Source organism: Paenibacillus sp. FSL K6-4396, assembly GCF_038002525.1.
In the GTDB taxonomy this organism is placed as follows: Bacteria; Bacillota; Bacilli; order Paenibacillales; family Paenibacillaceae; genus Paenibacillus; species Paenibacillus amylolyticus_B.
In genome coordinates, this window is record NZ_JBBOCR010000001.1 from 2,071,174 (window position 1) to 2,088,524 (window position 17,351).

Annotated in this window: 14 protein-coding genes; 9 read left to right on the top strand and 5 right to left on the bottom strand. The window is 46.5% G+C overall.

Annotated features, from left to right (window positions below):
* Positions 1 to 124 precede the first annotated feature (124 nt).
* From MHB85_RS09460 to MHB85_RS09475, 4 genes are all read right to left on the bottom strand, one after another.
* Complete coding sequence (locus MHB85_RS09460; RefSeq protein WP_192134756.1) at positions 125 to 1,117, bottom strand: 3-oxoacyl-[acyl-carrier-protein] synthase III C-terminal domain-containing protein; 993 nt, start codon at positions 1,115 to 1,117, stop codon at positions 125 to 127.
* A gap of 54 nt (positions 1,118 to 1,171) precedes the next feature.
* The gene (locus MHB85_RS09465; protein WP_036609902.1) at positions 1,172 to 1,522 is read right to left on the bottom strand and encodes a hypothetical protein; all 351 of its coding nucleotides are present in this window, start codon (positions 1,520 to 1,522) and stop codon (positions 1,172 to 1,174) included.
* A 187-nt stretch (positions 1,523 to 1,709) separates the two neighbouring features.
* A complete protein-coding gene (locus tag MHB85_RS09470) occupies positions 1,710 to 2,078 on the bottom strand; it encodes a carboxymuconolactone decarboxylase family protein (RefSeq protein ID WP_192134759.1) in 369 nt (122 codons plus the stop codon).
* A 12-nt stretch (positions 2,079 to 2,090) separates the two neighbouring features.
* Positions 2,091 to 3,722, bottom strand: a complete 1,632-nt coding sequence (locus MHB85_RS09475; RefSeq protein ID WP_341072813.1) for a thiamine pyrophosphate-binding protein — start codon at positions 3,720 to 3,722, stop codon at positions 2,091 to 2,093.
* A gap of 411 nt (positions 3,723 to 4,133) precedes the next feature.
* On the opposite strand from MHB85_RS09475, the gene MHB85_RS09480 reads away from it, so the two are divergent.
* Positions 4,134 to 5,105, top strand: a complete 972-nt coding sequence (locus MHB85_RS09480; RefSeq protein ID WP_341072814.1) for a Gfo/Idh/MocA family protein — start codon at positions 4,134 to 4,136, stop codon at positions 5,103 to 5,105.
* 179 nt (positions 5,106 to 5,284) lie between these two features.
* Here MHB85_RS09480 and MHB85_RS09485 read toward each other — a convergent pair whose 3' ends face one another.
* Entirely contained in the window at positions 5,285 to 7,003 is a 1,719-nt protein-coding gene (locus MHB85_RS09485) for a methyl-accepting chemotaxis protein (protein ID WP_341072817.1), read from the bottom strand.
* Positions 7,004 to 7,295: 292 nt separating this feature from the next.
* Between MHB85_RS09485 and MHB85_RS09490 the strand changes: the two genes are divergently transcribed.
* The 8 genes from MHB85_RS09490 (at position 7,296) to MHB85_RS09525 (ending at position 17,298) form a co-directional block, all read left to right on the top strand.
* Positions 7,296 to 7,982, top strand: coding sequence for an HAD family hydrolase (locus MHB85_RS09490; protein ID WP_341072819.1), 687 nt, complete (start codon positions 7,296 to 7,298; stop codon positions 7,980 to 7,982).
* A 207-nt stretch (positions 7,983 to 8,189) separates the two neighbouring features.
* Complete coding sequence (locus MHB85_RS09495; protein ID WP_091014599.1) at positions 8,190 to 9,080, top strand: carbohydrate ABC transporter permease; 891 nt, start codon at positions 8,190 to 8,192, stop codon at positions 9,078 to 9,080.
* A 22-nt stretch (positions 9,081 to 9,102) separates the two neighbouring features.
* Positions 9,103 to 9,972 (top strand): carbohydrate ABC transporter permease, encoded by an 870-nt coding sequence (locus MHB85_RS09500; protein ID WP_076327005.1) that lies wholly within the window; start codon positions 9,103 to 9,105, stop codon positions 9,970 to 9,972.
* A 104-nt stretch (positions 9,973 to 10,076) separates the two neighbouring features.
* A complete protein-coding gene (locus MHB85_RS09505; protein WP_341072821.1) occupies positions 10,077 to 11,828 on the top strand; it encodes a sensor histidine kinase in 1,752 nt (583 codons plus the stop codon).
* A gap of 11 nt (positions 11,829 to 11,839) precedes the next feature.
* Entirely contained in the window at positions 11,840 to 13,444 is a 1,605-nt protein-coding gene (locus MHB85_RS09510) for a helix-turn-helix domain-containing protein (protein WP_341072823.1), read from the top strand.
* A 134-nt stretch (positions 13,445 to 13,578) separates the two neighbouring features.
* On the top strand, positions 13,579 to 14,976 hold the full coding sequence (locus MHB85_RS09515; protein ID WP_105598053.1) for an ABC transporter substrate-binding protein: 1,398 nt from the start codon (positions 13,579 to 13,581) through the stop codon (positions 14,974 to 14,976).
* Between the two features lie 67 nt (positions 14,977 to 15,043).
* On the top strand, positions 15,044 to 15,379 hold the full coding sequence (locus tag MHB85_RS09520; RefSeq protein WP_036669940.1) for a cupin domain-containing protein: 336 nt from the start codon (positions 15,044 to 15,046) through the stop codon (positions 15,377 to 15,379).
* On the top strand, positions 15,376 to 17,298 hold the full coding sequence (locus MHB85_RS09525) for an alginate lyase family protein (protein ID WP_341072826.1): 1,923 nt from the start codon (positions 15,376 to 15,378) through the stop codon (positions 17,296 to 17,298). Before MHB85_RS09520 ends, MHB85_RS09525 begins: the two co-directional genes overlap by 4 nt.
* Positions 17,299 to 17,351 lie beyond the last annotated feature (53 nt).

The window sequence follows — 17,351 nt, forward strand, 5'->3', positions numbered from 1 at the left end:
TGACTATTTTCACAATAAAAGGTAATAAATCTTAAATGAACGTAATAGGTGGAAAATGGAGAGACAAAAAACCATCCCCAGTAGTGGTACCAGAGATGGTTTTATTGGATTTTGAAGTGTATAACTAGTATTCAACCACCATGGCAACATTTTGCCATCCGGCTCCGACGGTCCAGAATAACACTTTGTCACCACGCTGAATCTGCCCGTTTGTAACCGCTCGATGCAAGGCAATGAACGGACTGCTGGTTGAGGTATATCCGAACTCATCTCCGATATAGACAGCAATGTCATCACCGATGCCGACGTTCTCGGATACTGCGCGAATGTTACTAATAGATAGCTGGGAGAAGCAGGCGGCTTTGATCTCGTCTGGTCCAATCTCGTTACGTGTCAGCAAAGTACGAATGGACTCGGAAGCGGCATCCACACAGATGGAATCATCAAATGGGATGAATTTCACATGAAAGGCACCCGCATCTACACCTGTTTTGCCCAATTTCGCCAAGCCTTCTGCAGGAAAAAGAGAATTACCATACACACAGGTATCCGTCTGATAGATGGAATCAATGAAACCGACAGCATGTTCATCCCGCTCTACAATAACCGCCGCTGCTGCATCACCGAAATTGGCAAAGTATACGGGATCATCTGGACTGGCATGAGGAGCCACGTAATCGGAGCCGATGATTAATGCCCGGCGAATTCGAGGATTGCCCAGCATCTGCCGGCTAACCTGTTCGAAAGCAGCGGTCATGCCTGCACAGTTCGCGTTACTGTCAATACAGATCGTGTGAGAAGCTCCGTTAATCAGGCGATGGATCATCAGGGAATTCGTAGGAAAGATGTATTCTGGCGTTTGGCTTGCATAAGCAATCAGATCAATATCTGCACCGGTGAGTCCGGTTTTCTCCAGTAGATTACTGGTTGCCTCATAGGCCATGCTTAGTGAATTTTCGTCATCGTTGTCAATTTTATAACGTGTATCACGACCAAGTGCCTGTAACAATCCACGAATATCTACACCTCTTGCATCAAAATGTTCAATATAAAAATCATTGTGCACCTTGGTTGCTGGATGATAGATATCGATATCTACAATACGAATTCCGGCCATCTTCATTCTCCTCTTGAGCGGAAGGGTGAATACACAGCTTGTCCGCCTGGTTTATTAAGTGGTAACGGTAGATATGATTTCGAGATTGTCCAGACCGACTGACCGGCCGAGCCGGGACAATTGCATTTTTAGAATCGCGTTGTTCTCGAGGGTCAACACGACTTTTTTATATTCATCTTTTTTGAACAATTGAAGGCAGCCTTCCAGAAGAGGAACAATCTCCGGAGCAGTAACATTCAACTTTTTGCAATCGATGTTCAGGTCATACTCCTTGGTGTTAATAGAAGCGATCGTATCCTGATAGGCCGAGATGGAACGCAAACCGTCTTCTTGAGAGAAAGAACCCTCCAGTTCAATGTTTAACACCTTGTTTGGAACGTCAGTCTTCAGAATGAAATTTCCCATGTTTGATCTCTCTCCTTTAAATGAGTTAAGGCTATCCTGCTAATGGATACACAGCCCCATAGGGCCTCTGCTGAAAGCTTCTAAGATGAGAGCTGGTTCGAAGGATAATTTAACCATATTATAAAGGTAGGAATGTAAAAAGATCAATAAAAAAGTCGAATCATGTATAAAAATGTAGAAAAGTGAATTACTGTATTTCGTCCAAGGTGACAAGCAAAATATTAAATGCACTTATAATGCGTGGAGCACCCACACATGGTGCCAGATGTAGCAATATTCCCTTGAGCTGATCCACCGTCACTCCCACGCTCAGAGCCATGGTGTAATGCACCCCTAATTGTTCATACTGGCCTTGGGTGATCAACGAAGAGATGATAGCAACTTCCTTCCATTGATCCGAAATCGTGGTGCGCTGAAAAATATCCCCGTATGCCGTCCCCATAATAAATTCCGACAATTCGGGAAAATGTTCTTTGATGGGGGCGAGGGCTCTTGCACCGTACTCCCCAGAAAGCTTCGCGAAACGGTCTAGTCCCTGAGTTACATGTTCACTCATGATCTGCTCCTCCTAATTCAAAGTTACGGTGCGGTGAGCCGTGGGTGGAATTTCATCTCGATCGGTCAGAAGCTCAATAACAGTTACCTGATTCAACGTCTGGGCTGTGTTCAGCGCAGATGAGAACTCAGCAAGAGTTTCTGCTCGAAACGCAACTGCACCGAGAGATTCGGCGAATTTGGCTGCATCCATAGGAACTTCGTATAAAGTACCATCGATTCTGCCCGTTGTTTTTTCCATTCCTTTGAGTGCCATGTCCAGTTGTTTGTTGTTAACAACAATGAAGATGACGTTCAGATTGTTGCATACCGCGGTATGGATCTCCGTCCCAAGCATCATGAAACATCCATCCCCGGTGATACATACAACGGTCTCTTCAGGTGAAGCGGCCTTTGCACCTATCGCCATACCAATGGCGTTCCCCATGCAGGCAAAGTAAGCGTCAAACACAAAGCTGCCTGGTTTCTTGACTTTATAGCGCTGGACCGCATGAAATCCATGGCTGCCATCATCAACAAACAGCTTATGATCGTACGGAAGCAGATCACTCATTCCGTCTAGCACAGAAGCCAGAGACAGTTGGGGGAGATCTGGTAAAGGGACCGTGTAATCCATGGGTGCAGTGGTTCTCACAGGAGTAGGGAGGTCTTCTAATGTGCCCAGCAAATATTGCAGGTTGTCCTTCAAATCACCGGTGATATGTAAGGTTTGAGCGCTCAGAATCTTGCCTACAAATGTAGGATCAGCGTCAAATTGAATGAGGTGTACCGGATGATGTTCAGGCTTCAGATTGCAGAGGGTCATGTCACTTAGACGTGAACCGAGTACGATATAAAGGTCACTTTGGTTCAACATGTCGTCTGCATGCGGGAAACCTCCAACACCACAAGGTCCATGGTACAGGGGATGGTCCCACGCAATCGCTCCTTTTCCACCAGGAGTAGTAATGACGGGAATGTTGAACGATTCGGCCAATTGAAGCAATTCATCATGGGCTCTGGCGCGACTTACACCTTTACCAGCAATAATTAAAGGGCGGTTGGATTGTTGAATGAGAGGAAAAATGCGATTCAGATTAGTTACGCTAAACAGAGGTTCCGGTTCGGGAATAACAATCCGGCATTGGAATAACAATTCCGTCTGTACGTCAAAAGGAATACAGAGGTGAACAGGGCCTTTATTAGGGCCGAGTGCAATGGAAAGGGCATGATTCAGCAGTGTGCCGAAGTGATCTCCACGCTCAACCAGTTTGCTGAATAGCGTAGCAGGTCTGAACATTTCGGCCAGATCAGCCAGATAGGAAGAAGAATCCTGACACTGGGGGAGCCCCAGTTCCTGAATGGATTGATGACCCGTAATAAACAGTACAGGCAGATTGTTGGCCTTTGCATGGGCTGCTGCAGTAAGCAGATTGGTTCCGCCTGGACCGGATGTGGCAAAGGCAACGCCGAGTTTACCTGTCTGTAATGCATAACCGGATGCGGCAAAACCTGAGCTGGATTCATGACGGCCTGGAATGAACTCTAATCCGTAATCCACCATTTTCAGTACAGCAGGACAGATGGATTTACCAATAATACCAAAGACATGAGTAACGCCTAGATTACGCAGAGTTTCTGCCAAATAGTCCGCAACTGTTCTCATGCGGGACACCTCGCTTCATGAAATAGGTTATTAGAACCATACGCATATTCCATTTATTGAATGCAAGTTACAGTCTAAGGTTGTAAGAGGAAATATTCATTGTTATTAGGAAGAGTATCTTTTTTTGTGGTTTTTTGTCAACCTGTTTTTATGAGTCTGAATTCCTGATTCTTAAGTTGGTAACGCTTTAAGTGTTGCTGGATAAAGTGAAAATAATTGGTTATATATCCCTGCAACGAATTACCCAATCGCAACGGAATTACAAATAATGTAAAATGATGACTGTAAATGAAGAATTTCAGCCTCTAATAGCAACTTGAAAGCTAGAGGTTTATTTTTTTTCGTAACAACGCATCGCATTCGCAATTCTTTGCTTTCTGCTATACTGGAAAGGAATTGGGAGGGGATGGGATGACAGTCATCAAGATGGCTCTGATTGGGCTGGGTAAAATGGGATTACATATGGTTCATCTAATCGAGAATACAAAGATGGATACAAAGATTGAGATTGTAGCGGTGTGTGATGCGAATGAGGACGGTTTGGCGTCTTTTGCAGCTTCTCATCGGGGAGTTAGGACGTATACGGATTACAAGCAATTGATGAATGAACATCAGATTGATCTGCTGTATATTGCAGTTCCGCCTAAATTTCATTACCCTGTTGTCATGGAAGCACTGGAACGCAAAATTCATGTATTCTGCGAGAAACCACTTGCCAATAGTGTAGAAGAAGCCAAAAAGATGCTGGATGCAGCAGAGCAGGCTGGCGTAGTTCATGCCATCCACTTCTCTATGCCGCATGAACCTTCCGTGCTGAAGTTGCAAGAGATGATTGAGCAGTGTACAGTGGGGGCCATTCGCAAAATAGATCTCATTTTGCAATTCCCGCAGTGGCCACGATCATGGCAACAGAATGCATGGATTACGAGCCGGGAACAGGGTGGATTTATTCTTGAAGTGGGGATTCACTGGATTCATATGATTCAAAAGGTGTTTGGAGCCATCCGGGTAGTGAGCACTCAGGTTCAATATCCTGAGAATGGAGACTGTGAACTAGAAGTACAGGCTGCAATGGAACTGGAAGACGGGACTCGAATTCAGTTAAATGGCATCTCTCAATTTGCGGGGGAAGAACGTGTATCCATGGTGGTGTACGGCACAGAAGGCACGATTGCCCTGGAAAATTGGGAAGATTTGAAGACGGGTCTGGTGGGGGAACCACTGTCTCCAATAGAAGTGCTTGAATCCGCCAGTGAATTGCCGGTTCTTAAACATGTTATTGCCCGTATACAGGGCAAACCAGCTAAGATATATGATTTTAACGATGGGTATCAGGCACAATTGATACTGGAAGCGCTACGGAACACGGAACAATCGAGATAAGAAAAGGAGTGTTTAGGTTTTTTCATATGAGGTGCCCGGTGCACCTTTTCCTGATTCAGCTCTCCTTAACACAAAGAAGCATTGCAGAGGCTCGGGTGAGTCTGTCTGCGATGCTTCTTTCCTTTGATATATGCTCATGATACAGCTATTTAGATACTCGATTACTAGGTTGAGTCGGATTATGCAAGCTTGAATCGCTTAACCAGCTGATCAAGTGCATCGGACATTTCATTCAACTGCTTGGACGTGTCAGACATTTCCTGCAGAGAAGCAAGTTGTTCCTCCGTCATCGCAGATACTTCTTCTGTAGCTGATGCAGTATCTTCCACAACAGCCGATACTTCATTGATGGACCTCATCACAGCCTCACTACCGGAAGTTAACTCCTCGACAACAGTAGATACCTCCAGAACTTCACCACTGAGATTATGAATATGCTGAGTAATAGTTGAAAAAGCATTACCTGCATCCTCAATGGTCCGCAACCCTTCATTCACATGTAGAGTGCTCTCATCAACCACCTGCACCGTACTTTGAACACCTGCTACCACGGTTTCCAATATACTTGTAATCTCTTTGGCTGATGTTGCACTTTGGTCTGCAAGATTACGAATTTCCGCAGCAACGACAGCGAAGCCGCGTCCATTTTCGCCAGCGCGGGCAGCTTCGATTCCAGCGTTAAGTGCAAGCAGATTGGTTTGTCTCGCAATACCCGACATTGAATCTGCAATGTTGATCACTTGATCAGACATCTTCGAAATTTCATTAATGGCTTCCTGTACAGAGAGGAAGGATTGCTCAATGGAACTCATTTTACCTACAGCATTATCAATGCGCTGTTGCCCATCCACAGCAATGGATTCGGTACGAACCGCACGGCCTGCCACGTCACTTGCCGAGGAGGCGACACGATTAAGCCCGTTGAGGGATTGCTGCATCGCAGCTACCATGGTTTGCGTAAGAGCAACCTGTTCATCAGCGCCTTCAGCCACGCGTTCCATGGCAGTGGCAACTTCTTTTCCTGCAAGATGGCTATCGGCAACCCCTTTATCCAATCGATCCGAAGCTGTGCTCAGAATCATGGCATTGCTTTGAACGTCCAGCATCATTTGCTGCAAACCAGTGAGCATTGTATTGGCTGCCTCCGCGAGTTCACGAGTTTCGTCTTTCATTGGCGTAGCGATTCTCAGTGTCAGGTCACCATTGGAAGAACCGATGTCATTCAATGCCTGCTTTACGGTACGAATGTTTCTAACAATGGCACGTGACAGGACCAAAGCAGTAATGAACGAGATAATGGCCACAACGATAAGTGCCCCATACAGTTCCAAGTTCAGTAGTGTGTTTTTTTGCTTCAGTGCTTCTGTACGGTTATAGGTTAACGTATGCTCGTTGGTTCGAAACGTATCGAGAGCAGTCCGAATCTGGTCCATGTCTCTTTTACCTGGATCATCTGCGAAAAAATCTCGAATGGCCTGTGTATTATTGGCTTGGCGAAGGGCGACCATAGGTTCACCAGCGACCTGGACCCAGTTCTCCATATTAGTATGTATGTCTTCCAAAAGTGCAAGTTGAGCCGGATTATCCGAAATTAAAGCAGCAAGTTCATCTCTGAGTGTAATAAGTTGCGCTTTTCCTTGGGTGTAGGGATCGAGATAATTGTCCTGACCCGTGATGATGTAACCGCGTTGACCTGTTTCCATATCTACCATGTTTCTTTCGAGTTCATAGGTGAGGGCATGTACCCTCATATCGTGATCGACCAGAAAATCCAGTTCCCGTTGGAGCTGACTTGTGCTGTTCTGAATCAGCAGGATGCAACCAGCCAGTACAGCCAGTACGAGTAAATATCCTAATCCGATCTTATAAAAAATCTTAAAGGTCTTACGCTTTTTCATGTTTGTTATTCCTCTCTATGGGGTATATGTAGTTGTCGAAAAAAGCGGAAATGTCATAATGGTAGGTCTTTAGATTAGGTGTCTAAAGCACTATTTTTTAGTATTATACGTAAAGAATGTTCTTTTGTATATAGTTTGTTTAACTATTATATAACGTTTGGCCTACTGTGTATAAGGTTAGAGTTAATGATGTTTACAATCGTTGGTTTACACGTTCAAACGTTATGTTTATCATGGGAAGGGAACGATTCCAATTACACATACATATCCCAATCCGAAAGGAACATTGGACATGACTAAAGAGAAGATATTGCTCAAACCGGAAGCGATGATTTTTGACATGGATGGTACGCTATTCCAGACAGAGACCCTGTTGTTGCCAGCTTACCAGCAACTATTTGATACATTGCGTGCCGAAGGGCATTTTGAAGGAGAAACTCCACCCGAGGAACGCATGCTGGGAAGTTTGGGCATGTTGCTCGAAGATATATGGAAAGTGGTTATGCCTGAGGCATCGGAAGCGGCGCATCGTCGTGCAGACGAACTGCTGCTCCAACTGGAGATTGAGGGGCTTGATCAAGGAAGTTCCCAATTGTATCCGGGTGTGAAAGAAACGCTGCAAGCACTAAAACAACAAGGAGTGCGTCTTTTTGTCGCAAGTAATGGGCTGGAGGACTATGTGAAGGGTGTGGCATTTGCACACGAGATTATGCCTTTCTTTGAAGGGGTATACAGTGCAGGCCAATACAAGACTCCCTCCAAGATTAATCTGGTGCAGATCCTGCTTGAGAAACATCGTATTCAGGACGCATGGATGGTAGGGGATCGCTCTTCTGATGTGGAAGCGGGTAAAATGAACGGTCAGGCGGTCATCGGCTGTGCCTATGCCGGGTTCGGACGTGATGAGGAGCTTGCAGGCTCAGATGTGCTCATCTCTGATTTTACAGAACTGCTGCGTCTGTATGATGAAGCAGAGTAGCCTCTACGCTGTATAAGTATACTGAGAGATTTAAGATTACGAACCACATGATATAAACCTGTAGACTCAACGGAAATTCGTTGAATACAGGTTTTTTTGTATGATCATGCAGTCACATTCTCCCCTGTAGAAAGTTGATTTCCCTATCCCGCTTTCCTTCATATTCCCTCTATACTTCATTCAAAAGCTATAGGGGGTCCGATTCTGGTGAAACCATCCAAAATACATGCCTATATGTTCATCTTTCCAAGTCTTTTTTTAACTGTTGTATTCGGGATCTATCCGCTGTTATGGGCGCTGCGTTACATGTTCTATGATTATCAAGGCATCGGGACACCTGTCTTCATCGGGCTTGATAATTTTGGACGCATTTTGCGTGACGGCCAATTCTGGGATTCTGTAGGCAACACGGGTGTGTATGCCCTGGGCAAACTCGTCGTTACAATTCCACTATCGTTAACTCTGGCGATTATTCTGAATCGTAAATGGAGAGGGCGATCCCTCTTTAGGGCGATCTATTATCTTCCCACTATTTTTAGCGCTTCGGTCATGGCGATTGTATTTTTTATTATTTTCAACTCTTATAACGGAATATTGAACCAATTGCTGCTTAAGTATCATGTGATCTCCGAATCCATTAGCTGGCTGGGGGCTGAACATGCCATGTTAACAACCATCATCATCGCCATCTGGGGGGCTGTGGGCAACTATATGTTGTTGTTCATTGCGGGTCTTCAGAGCATTCCTGAAGAGTTATATGAGGCGGCATCGCTGGATGGAGCGAGTGAGTTTCAGAAACTGCGGAATGTAACGATTCCGTTGCTGGGTCCTGTCTTGCAGATGATCATCATGCTGGCAATTACCACGGCGCTGAAAGGTTACGAGAGTATTATGGTGCTGACGGAAGGGGGACCGTATGGCAAAACAGAGGTGATGTATCTGTATTTGTTCAAACTGTTGTTTCCCGTGTCGGCTGACACACAATCACTCCAGCAGCTCGGATATGGCAGTGCAGTCGGTTTCACAACGGCTCTCATCGTAGGGGCTGTGACGCTCATTTATTTCCGGATATCCAAAAAGCTCAATGATGTCTATTAATCCCATTCAGGAGGAAACGATGATGACTCAAAACGTACTTGCTCCCTCAGGGTCTCCCCAACTCATTCGCTGGACCAAGCGAACGGTACTTTGGCTGTTTTTGATCGCAATCGCTCTGCTGTCGCTGTTCCCCATCATACTTGTATTGCTCGGTTCCTTCAAAACAAACCAGGAATTGACCGGAGGAGCCACCATCTGGCCGAAGATTTGGCAGTTCTCCAACTATGCTCAGGCTTGGAAAACCGCCAATTTTTCGGGTTTTACGATGAACAGCGTGTTTGTTAGCATAAGTACAACAGTTGGTACGTTGCTGGTAGCTTCGATGTCAGCCTACGCTGTGGATCGAGTGAATTTCAAAGGGAAAAAGGGGTACACCCTGCTCATGGCATCCACTCTGTTTATTTCCATAGGCGCAGTTGTGCTGCGTCCGCAATTTGACCTCATGGTCAAGCTGGGGCTGAATACCACGTTGTGGGGCGTTATTATTATACTGATCAGCGCACACGCTGCCACATACTTTATTCTGATTGGATTCTTCAAGAGCATCCCGCGCGAACTGGATGAAGCGGCGATGATTGATGGCTGTAATTTTTTCACCACATACTGGCGAATTATTCTTCCGCTCCTGCGGCCCGGACTCGCCGTTGCAGGTCTGGGTGTATTCCAGAGTTCTTGGAATGAATATATTCTTCCATTTGTGTTCACCATGAGCAATCCGGACTTGCAGACTTTGCCGGTTGGGCTGGCTAATCTGCGATATGGCATCGGAGCTGCGGCTGAGGTCCAACTGATGATGGCCGGAGCCTGTCTGTCCATTTTGCCGCTGCTTATCGTTTATATTTTTGCCAACAAATCATTCATGCAGGTGACCTTGGGAGCTGTGAAAGGATAGGCGTGAGCACAATCATGGAAACGGTTTTACGGGTAATTCCACTGTGCTATACTCATTTTAATTCACAGCGGACGGGCCAAGCCGTGTTCAAGGAGCGAGCGCCGATGATATTCGACTTTTATAAAATGTCCCTGAAAAAAAGAATACAGCTGTTGTACATTTTTCTTGTAGTCTTGTGCATCAGTGTGACCGGGATATGCTCTTATCTCTTTGCTGCACGAAGCATTGAGCAGAATGCACTTGAACTGAAACAAAGCATTCTGAACAAATCAGTGCAGGTTATGGATGAACATCTAAGGCACATTGTTGTATCCTCTTTTTCTTTTATGCTTAATGAAACGTTCACCCAGGTCATGAAGGACGTGGGAAAAAATAACACATCTCATTATTATCAGAATCTCTCGCTGCTGCAAACGTCGTTTGCGCAATTGAAGCTCGTAGAGCCACTGATTGATACCGCTTATCTGACAACACCCATCGGTGATTTTTTCTCGACCAAAGATTTTCCGAATCGTAATAACTCGTTCGACAGGGAATACGGACGCTACGTGAAGCTGCAAGGCTGGAATACGATGTGGTTTGGTTCACATCAGAGTCAGTTATTCCAATCCCAAGGAAATGTGTTATCTCTGTTGCTCAAACCCATTGTGATCGATAATCATACCTATTCGAATGTATATATGGTCGTCAATATGAAGGAAGAGGCGATGCGAGACATTCTGACGCAGGATCTCATGAATAACCAGATTCAACTGTTTTTGCTGCACAAAAACGGAAATGAAGTCATTCGGCCCAGGTCCCGAAATTACGATTTCATTATGGAGCCTGACTTTACCCAACAGTTTAGCCGTGACGATGCTGGGAATTTCATCTACAGGAACGATCAGGGGGAGGACATGCTTGTTAACTACTCGGCATTGTCGATGAACGAGGATTGGGTCATGGTAAGTGTACAGTCCAAGACTGACTTGTTGTCCCCCCTACAAAAGATACGCTGGCTGATCATCCTGATTATGTTGTTTTGCATTTTACTCGCACTCGGGTTGTCCAGGCTGCTGGCCTCCGCTCTGCTGAAGCCACTGAACAAATTGCGACGCCTAATGGTTGAGGTGGAGTCCAATGATCTGGATGTACGGTTTCGCAGCAAGTATGACGATGAAGTCAGCGCCGTAGGGCATCGTTTCAATCGGATGTTGGACCAGATTCAGATTCTGTTTGAAGAAGTACGGACAACGGAGCAAGACAAACGGCGGTTTGAAGTCAAGGCGCTTCAGGCGCAGGTTGATCCTCATTTCCTCTACAATACGCTTAATACGATGTTCTGGAAAAGTGAGAGCGGAGAGAAGAAGGATGTAAGTGAGATGATCGTTTCCTTATCCTTGTTATTCCGTCTAGGTCTGAATGATGGCAAAGACATCACCAGTGTGGAGCAGGAGATCAAACATGTCGAACAATACATGCAGCTTCAGCAAAAATGTTATGAGGATCTGTTCATTTATCGGATTGAGGTGGGGGACCCGTCTTGTTACGCTGTCGATATTTTAAAAATATTGCTCCAGCCCTTGGTCGAGAATTCCATCCTGCATGGATTCAATGACAAAGAAGATTTGGGCGTTATCCTGATCCGCATTGATCGTCAGGGTGACACACTACGGCTGGAGGTGGCTGACAATGGATGTGGTATGGATGTAGCCAGTATCTATGCTGAGGATGCTCGTGACGGGGGACGCAAAGGTTATGCCCTATCCAATCTCCATGGCAGATTAAGCCTGCACTATGGGGATGTGGCCTCGATTGTATTTCATAGCAGTACAGATGTAGGGACAACAGTTGTTATCACGATTCCGATCACCTGAGGAGGGGCAGTATGGGCCAATTGACGATGTGTGTTATGGATGATATCCAGGCAGTTGTAAAGGGCATATCTTCAACTATTCCGTGGGAAGATCATCAGGTTCGGATTGTAGGCACGGCGAATAATGGAGAGCGCGGTTGGTCCTTGTTGCTGGAGCAGCAACCCGACATCGTGATTAGTGATATCCGGATGCCCAAGTTGAGCGGGCTGGAGCTAATGAAGCGGGCATTGGATGCCGGACTGCGAGCCAAATTTATTTTCATCAGTGGTTATTCGGATTTCCAATATGCACAGGAGGCCATCAAGCTGGGTGCATCCGATTATTTGCTCAAACCGTTTACCCCTGAAGAAATACTCGGTGCGGTGTTGAAGGTAAGACAGGTGATTAAGGAAGAACTGGCACAGTGCAAACAGTTGGAACAGTTGGAGCAGAAGGTGGAGAGCAGCAGCCAGTACGAGCGTCACAGCTATCTACTGGGATTGTTGCGTCATGAAATCGGGGGATTCCTGAATGAAAGTCGCTGGAACGAGCTGCATATTGATCTCGATTCATCCAATCTTCTCGTCATGGTCATCGAGGTGGATGGATATACGCGATATGGTTACACGATGCATCTGGATGCCGAAATCGTTCCTTTTGCGGTCCAAAATATTATGGGAGAAACCATAAACCGCTATACCAAGGGCGTTGTTTTACGGGAAAACCGATACCGGCTCGCAGCCATATTTAACACACCAAGCCACATAGATGTCTCCGAGCTACTGGAGCAATGCCGCCAAAATGTGGAGCGATTCAGCAAAAAAACAGTCTCGATTGGTGTTGGTACAATTGCCCGCAGACCACAGGAAGTCTGGACGTCCTACGCACATGCAGATCAGGCGATATCCTATCGTTTTTACAGTGAAGGAAATTGCATCCTCAAGTTCGCTGAACTGGAGAATCAGGCCTGTGTGGCTCCGGTGTATCCTTTGGAGAAGGAGAAAGAGCTTTTTTACGCACTCAAATGTGGTAATGAGAGTACCTGTCACCGCATCATTGATGAAATTCTCGAAGAATGGCAGGTCTCCGAAGGTTTTCCCGAGCCGCTCACGATGATTCGTTTGCTGTCTGGATTGGCTTTTGCCATCTATCGTGCCTTTTGTGATGAGATTACAGCAGAGGAACGCTTGCGTCTGGAGGCCGACCTGACAGTGCTTGAGGCGATGCGTTCCTTGACGTTTGAGGGCTGGAGGGGATATATCAAGCATTTTAGCAGTATGGGTTGTGAGATTATGGACAAAAAACGACTCACCGATGTCAAACAGGCGATTAGCAAAGCGCAGGAATATATCAGTCTGAATCTTGCAGAAAATCTGACGCTGCATGCCTGTGCCCAATCCGTGCATTTAAGTCCAAGTTACTTTGCCAATGCCTTCAAAAAGGAAACCGGCATAACGCCGATTCAATATATTACCAAGATGAGGATGGAAAAAGCAAAAGAGTTGCTGGTTGCAGGTGTACAGGTGCAAGAGATCTGCCAGAGGCTGGGTTATGAGGACAGGCCTTATTTCAGCGGTTTGTTCAAGAAATATTGCGGCATGACGCCAACCTGCTTCCGGCAAATGTATGAGAACTGAAAACAGATACGGATCGTCATTTTTCCCACCATGCAAAGTCAGAATGTCCCTCACCTCCATGAAAGCGTAGCGATTATCATTACGTTAACGGATAACCAAACGGGTTGTCCAGACAAGCATAAGGGGGCATATCAATGGTTAAAAAGTGGATGGTGACTACGCTAAGTGCATTACTGGCGCTAAGTTTGGCAGGTTGTTCTGCTGACAGTGGTACTTCGGCAAATAGCGAATCGGGGACGAGCGGGGAAAATGCCGGAGGGAAAACCAAAATCATATATTGGACACCGGACCGCCATGATGCTGATTTTATGAAATCCAAGATCGATGAGTTCAACCAGACGAACAAGGACAACATTGAAGTGGAGATGACCGTGATGGGGGACAACTATCCACAAGCGGTCGATATTGCTTTTGCCAGCAAGCAGGCACCCGATGTGCTGCAAGTTAATGATTTTCAGACGTATTATCAGAAGGGGTATCTCGCCCCGATCGATGGATATATGAGTGATGAGATGAAAGCCGTATTTAAAGACAGCTTGATTGAAAATAAAAACACGATTGATGGAAAAATATATTCCCTCCCCAATACAGGGCAGGTCTGGCGACTTGTGTATAACAAGGATATTTTCAAAATGGCAGGGATCGAGAGCCCGCCAAAAACGTTGGCTGAGTTGGTTGCAGATGCCAAAAAAATTACCGAAGCTGGTAAAAGTGAAGGCATCTATGGCTTTGCCAGCCCGTTCAAGAGCAGCAGCGGCTTCTGGAGAGCAGCCAATACGATTGCAGGTGCAAGCAATAATGTTGGTATCGATGGTTACAACTACAAGACTGGCCAATTTGATTTTGGGATGTACAAGGATATTGCAATGGCACTTCGCCAGATGAATCAGGATGGCAGCATGCTGCCAGGGGTTGAAAGTCTGGACATCGATCCGCTCAGAGCCCAGTTTGCTCAAGGCAAAATCGGAATGTACATTAACCACTCCGGTGAACCAGGGGTATATAAAGATCAGTTTCCTACAAAAGAAAATTGGGCAGCCGCTCCTGTGCCAACAAATGATGGAACAATCAAGGGCGCTTCACAAGTCATCGGGGGCTCCTACATCGGCATCAATGCAGATTCTGCCAACAAGGAAGCGGCATGGAAGTTTATGGCGTATGTGTACAGCACAGATCTTCAGAGTGAATACTACGAAAAAGGATACGGAATCTCACTGATTCCTGCTGTATTAAGCTCTGACAAAAAACCAAGCATTCCGGGCATTGAAGGTTTCCTGCCCAAACGTTATGATGCCATTTTCCCGGCAAATCCAAGTGTGGTGACCGAGAGTTCACTGGAAGGCACCAAATGGGGTGAGGCTTTCTCAATCTTTGTATTCACGGGTGGCGATCTCGATGCTGTGATCAAAGATCTGGATACAAGGTACAATGCGGCTCTGGAGAAAACCAAAGCGGCAGGGTTGACCAACATAACTGCTGATCCTTCGTTTGATTCTTCCAAACTTCAGGGTAAATTGTCCACAGAAGACTAATAAACGTTCATAGCGGCCGTGGTTTAACTACTTCGGTCGCTTATTCACAAGGAAAGGGGAAAGCAAAATGATTATTAATCATGCGTCTATCGATGCACATATCGTGAACGAAACGAGTTCCCGCAAGATCTTGGGTATGGGCGGTACCTTAATGATGGTGGAGGTTACCTTTGCTAAAGGTGGTATTGGAGAAGTTCACTCCCATGATGCGCACGAGCAGGTCAGTTATATCGTCAAAGGCAGCTTTGAGGTTCAGGTCGGTGAAGAAACTCGCATCTTAAAAGCAGGAGACAGCTTTTATGCCGGCTTTAACGTCCCGCATGGGGTCAAGGCACTGGAGGACTCCGTCATTCTGGATGTATTTACCCCGTTCCGTCAGGATTTCCTTGAGGCATCCCAATGAGCGATTTTTACCTTTCGGCAACGGATCTGCAACGGGTTGCCCAATATTATGAAAAACATTTTCCGGAAGAAGCCCGAAATTCGCTCACGATTGCCAATCGTGCCATTCTGAATGAATTTATCGTTCCTTATACCAACGATCTGAATCGCTGGATTCCGATGGGGACACCTGTGGACTGGCTTCACAACCCGACCAATGATCTGGAGTTCACATGGGGCATCAATCGACACTGGCATATGCTCGATCTGGGCAAGGCGTATCTGATGAAGGGCAATCCGCTATATGTAACAGCATTTATTGACCACTTCCGTAGCTGGAGACAGCAAAACCCGGTACCTGTAAATCTGGTTTACGACGAGGCTGTGTTCTTTCAAAAACCCGGTCCGTGGCGCCTGCTGGAGACGGGACTACGTGTACAGTCCTGGATATCGGCATATAAATATATGGAAGCGAGTTCACTGATAGACGAAGGATTTCAGGCGGAGTTTCGACAAGGTCTGGACGAGCACGCCGAGTTTTTGACCCGTTACCTCGGCAGCACGGAAATCAATCATGCCATTATGCATATGCAAGGGTTATTCATGATTGCTACGTTCTACCACCAGCACCCGCGAAGTCCATACTGGCGTCAAGTGGCGATGGAACGTCTTGAGCTGTGTTTGCTGCATCAGTTGGGTGAAGAAGGAATACAGGTTGAACTGACAACACATTACCACAATGCCAGCATCGAGATGTTTGGCACGCCTTATCGGTTGGGCGAGATTTCAGGGCATCCTTTCTCGGCATGGTATGCCCGCTGTCTGCGCCAAATGACTGCATTCACCGAGGCGCTGATCCGACCAGATCATCAGTCTACCGGTATTGGTGATTCGGATTGGGTTGGCGATGGACGACAACGACTGACCTTGCTTGGCGCGATCCTGGACGATGATGATTTGATGGCTCGCGGAACGGATAGCTCGGAGTGTCTCTGGTTGCTGGGTGTGGAGAAATATGAGCGATGCCTCCGACTACAGGCTTCTTCTTCTCCGGCGTTGTCGACCCGAGCTTTCCCGCAGACAGGATATTATGTCATGAGGGACAAGTATCAATATCTTTTTTTTGATGCGGCTGCCATGGGCGGAGCACACGGACATGCCGATGCGCTGAATGTGGAGTGGATGTGGAAGAACCAGCTTTTCTTCACGGACACCGGACGTTATACGTATGAAGAAGGGAAATGGCGTCGGTACTTCAAAAGTACGCGGGCGCACAATACCGTCACGGTGGATGGTCTGGATCAGACACCCTATCTCTCCACACAGCAATGGGGTGAACCGGAGGCTCAGGCCACAACGTTACGTTGGGAGAGCAATGACAGCTATCACTTCATTGATGCTTCGCAGGATGGATATACGCATTTGTCAGATCCAGTTACACATCGTCGGTGGATGCTGGCAGGGGTGGAAACCCCTATACTACTCATTGTGGATTGGCTGGAGGCTGAAGCAGAGCATACTTTGGAGCAACGTTTTCACCTGCATCCGCAAACGGATATTGCGTTGAGGATCAATGAAGCTGGAGAAATGACGGCGGATATGAGCTATGAGGCATCCTCTATAACGCTGACGATGCAATGGGTTACGGCAGGCATGGGAAAGGGAGCCTTCGCGTTGACGGAGCAGCCCGGCTGGGTATCTGAGGTGTATGGCTCCAAGTCGGAAACATCGGTCATCCAGGGCAAGGCTGATTTCTCGGGTAAAGTGGGTATTCTGACGTTGTGCCTGCCCGCGGATCATACAGACCAGGTTACACGTGTTACCACATGCCAACTGGAACCTGACCTGATGAGATTGTCATTATCTTATGTGCAAGGTGAGGAAAAAGGGTATATTGTGATTGACAACGACACGCTGCAATGGACGAAAGAACAGAAATAAAAAACAGTAAAGCAGGAGCAAATGCTCGCACTTGGCGAACATAGACTCCTGCT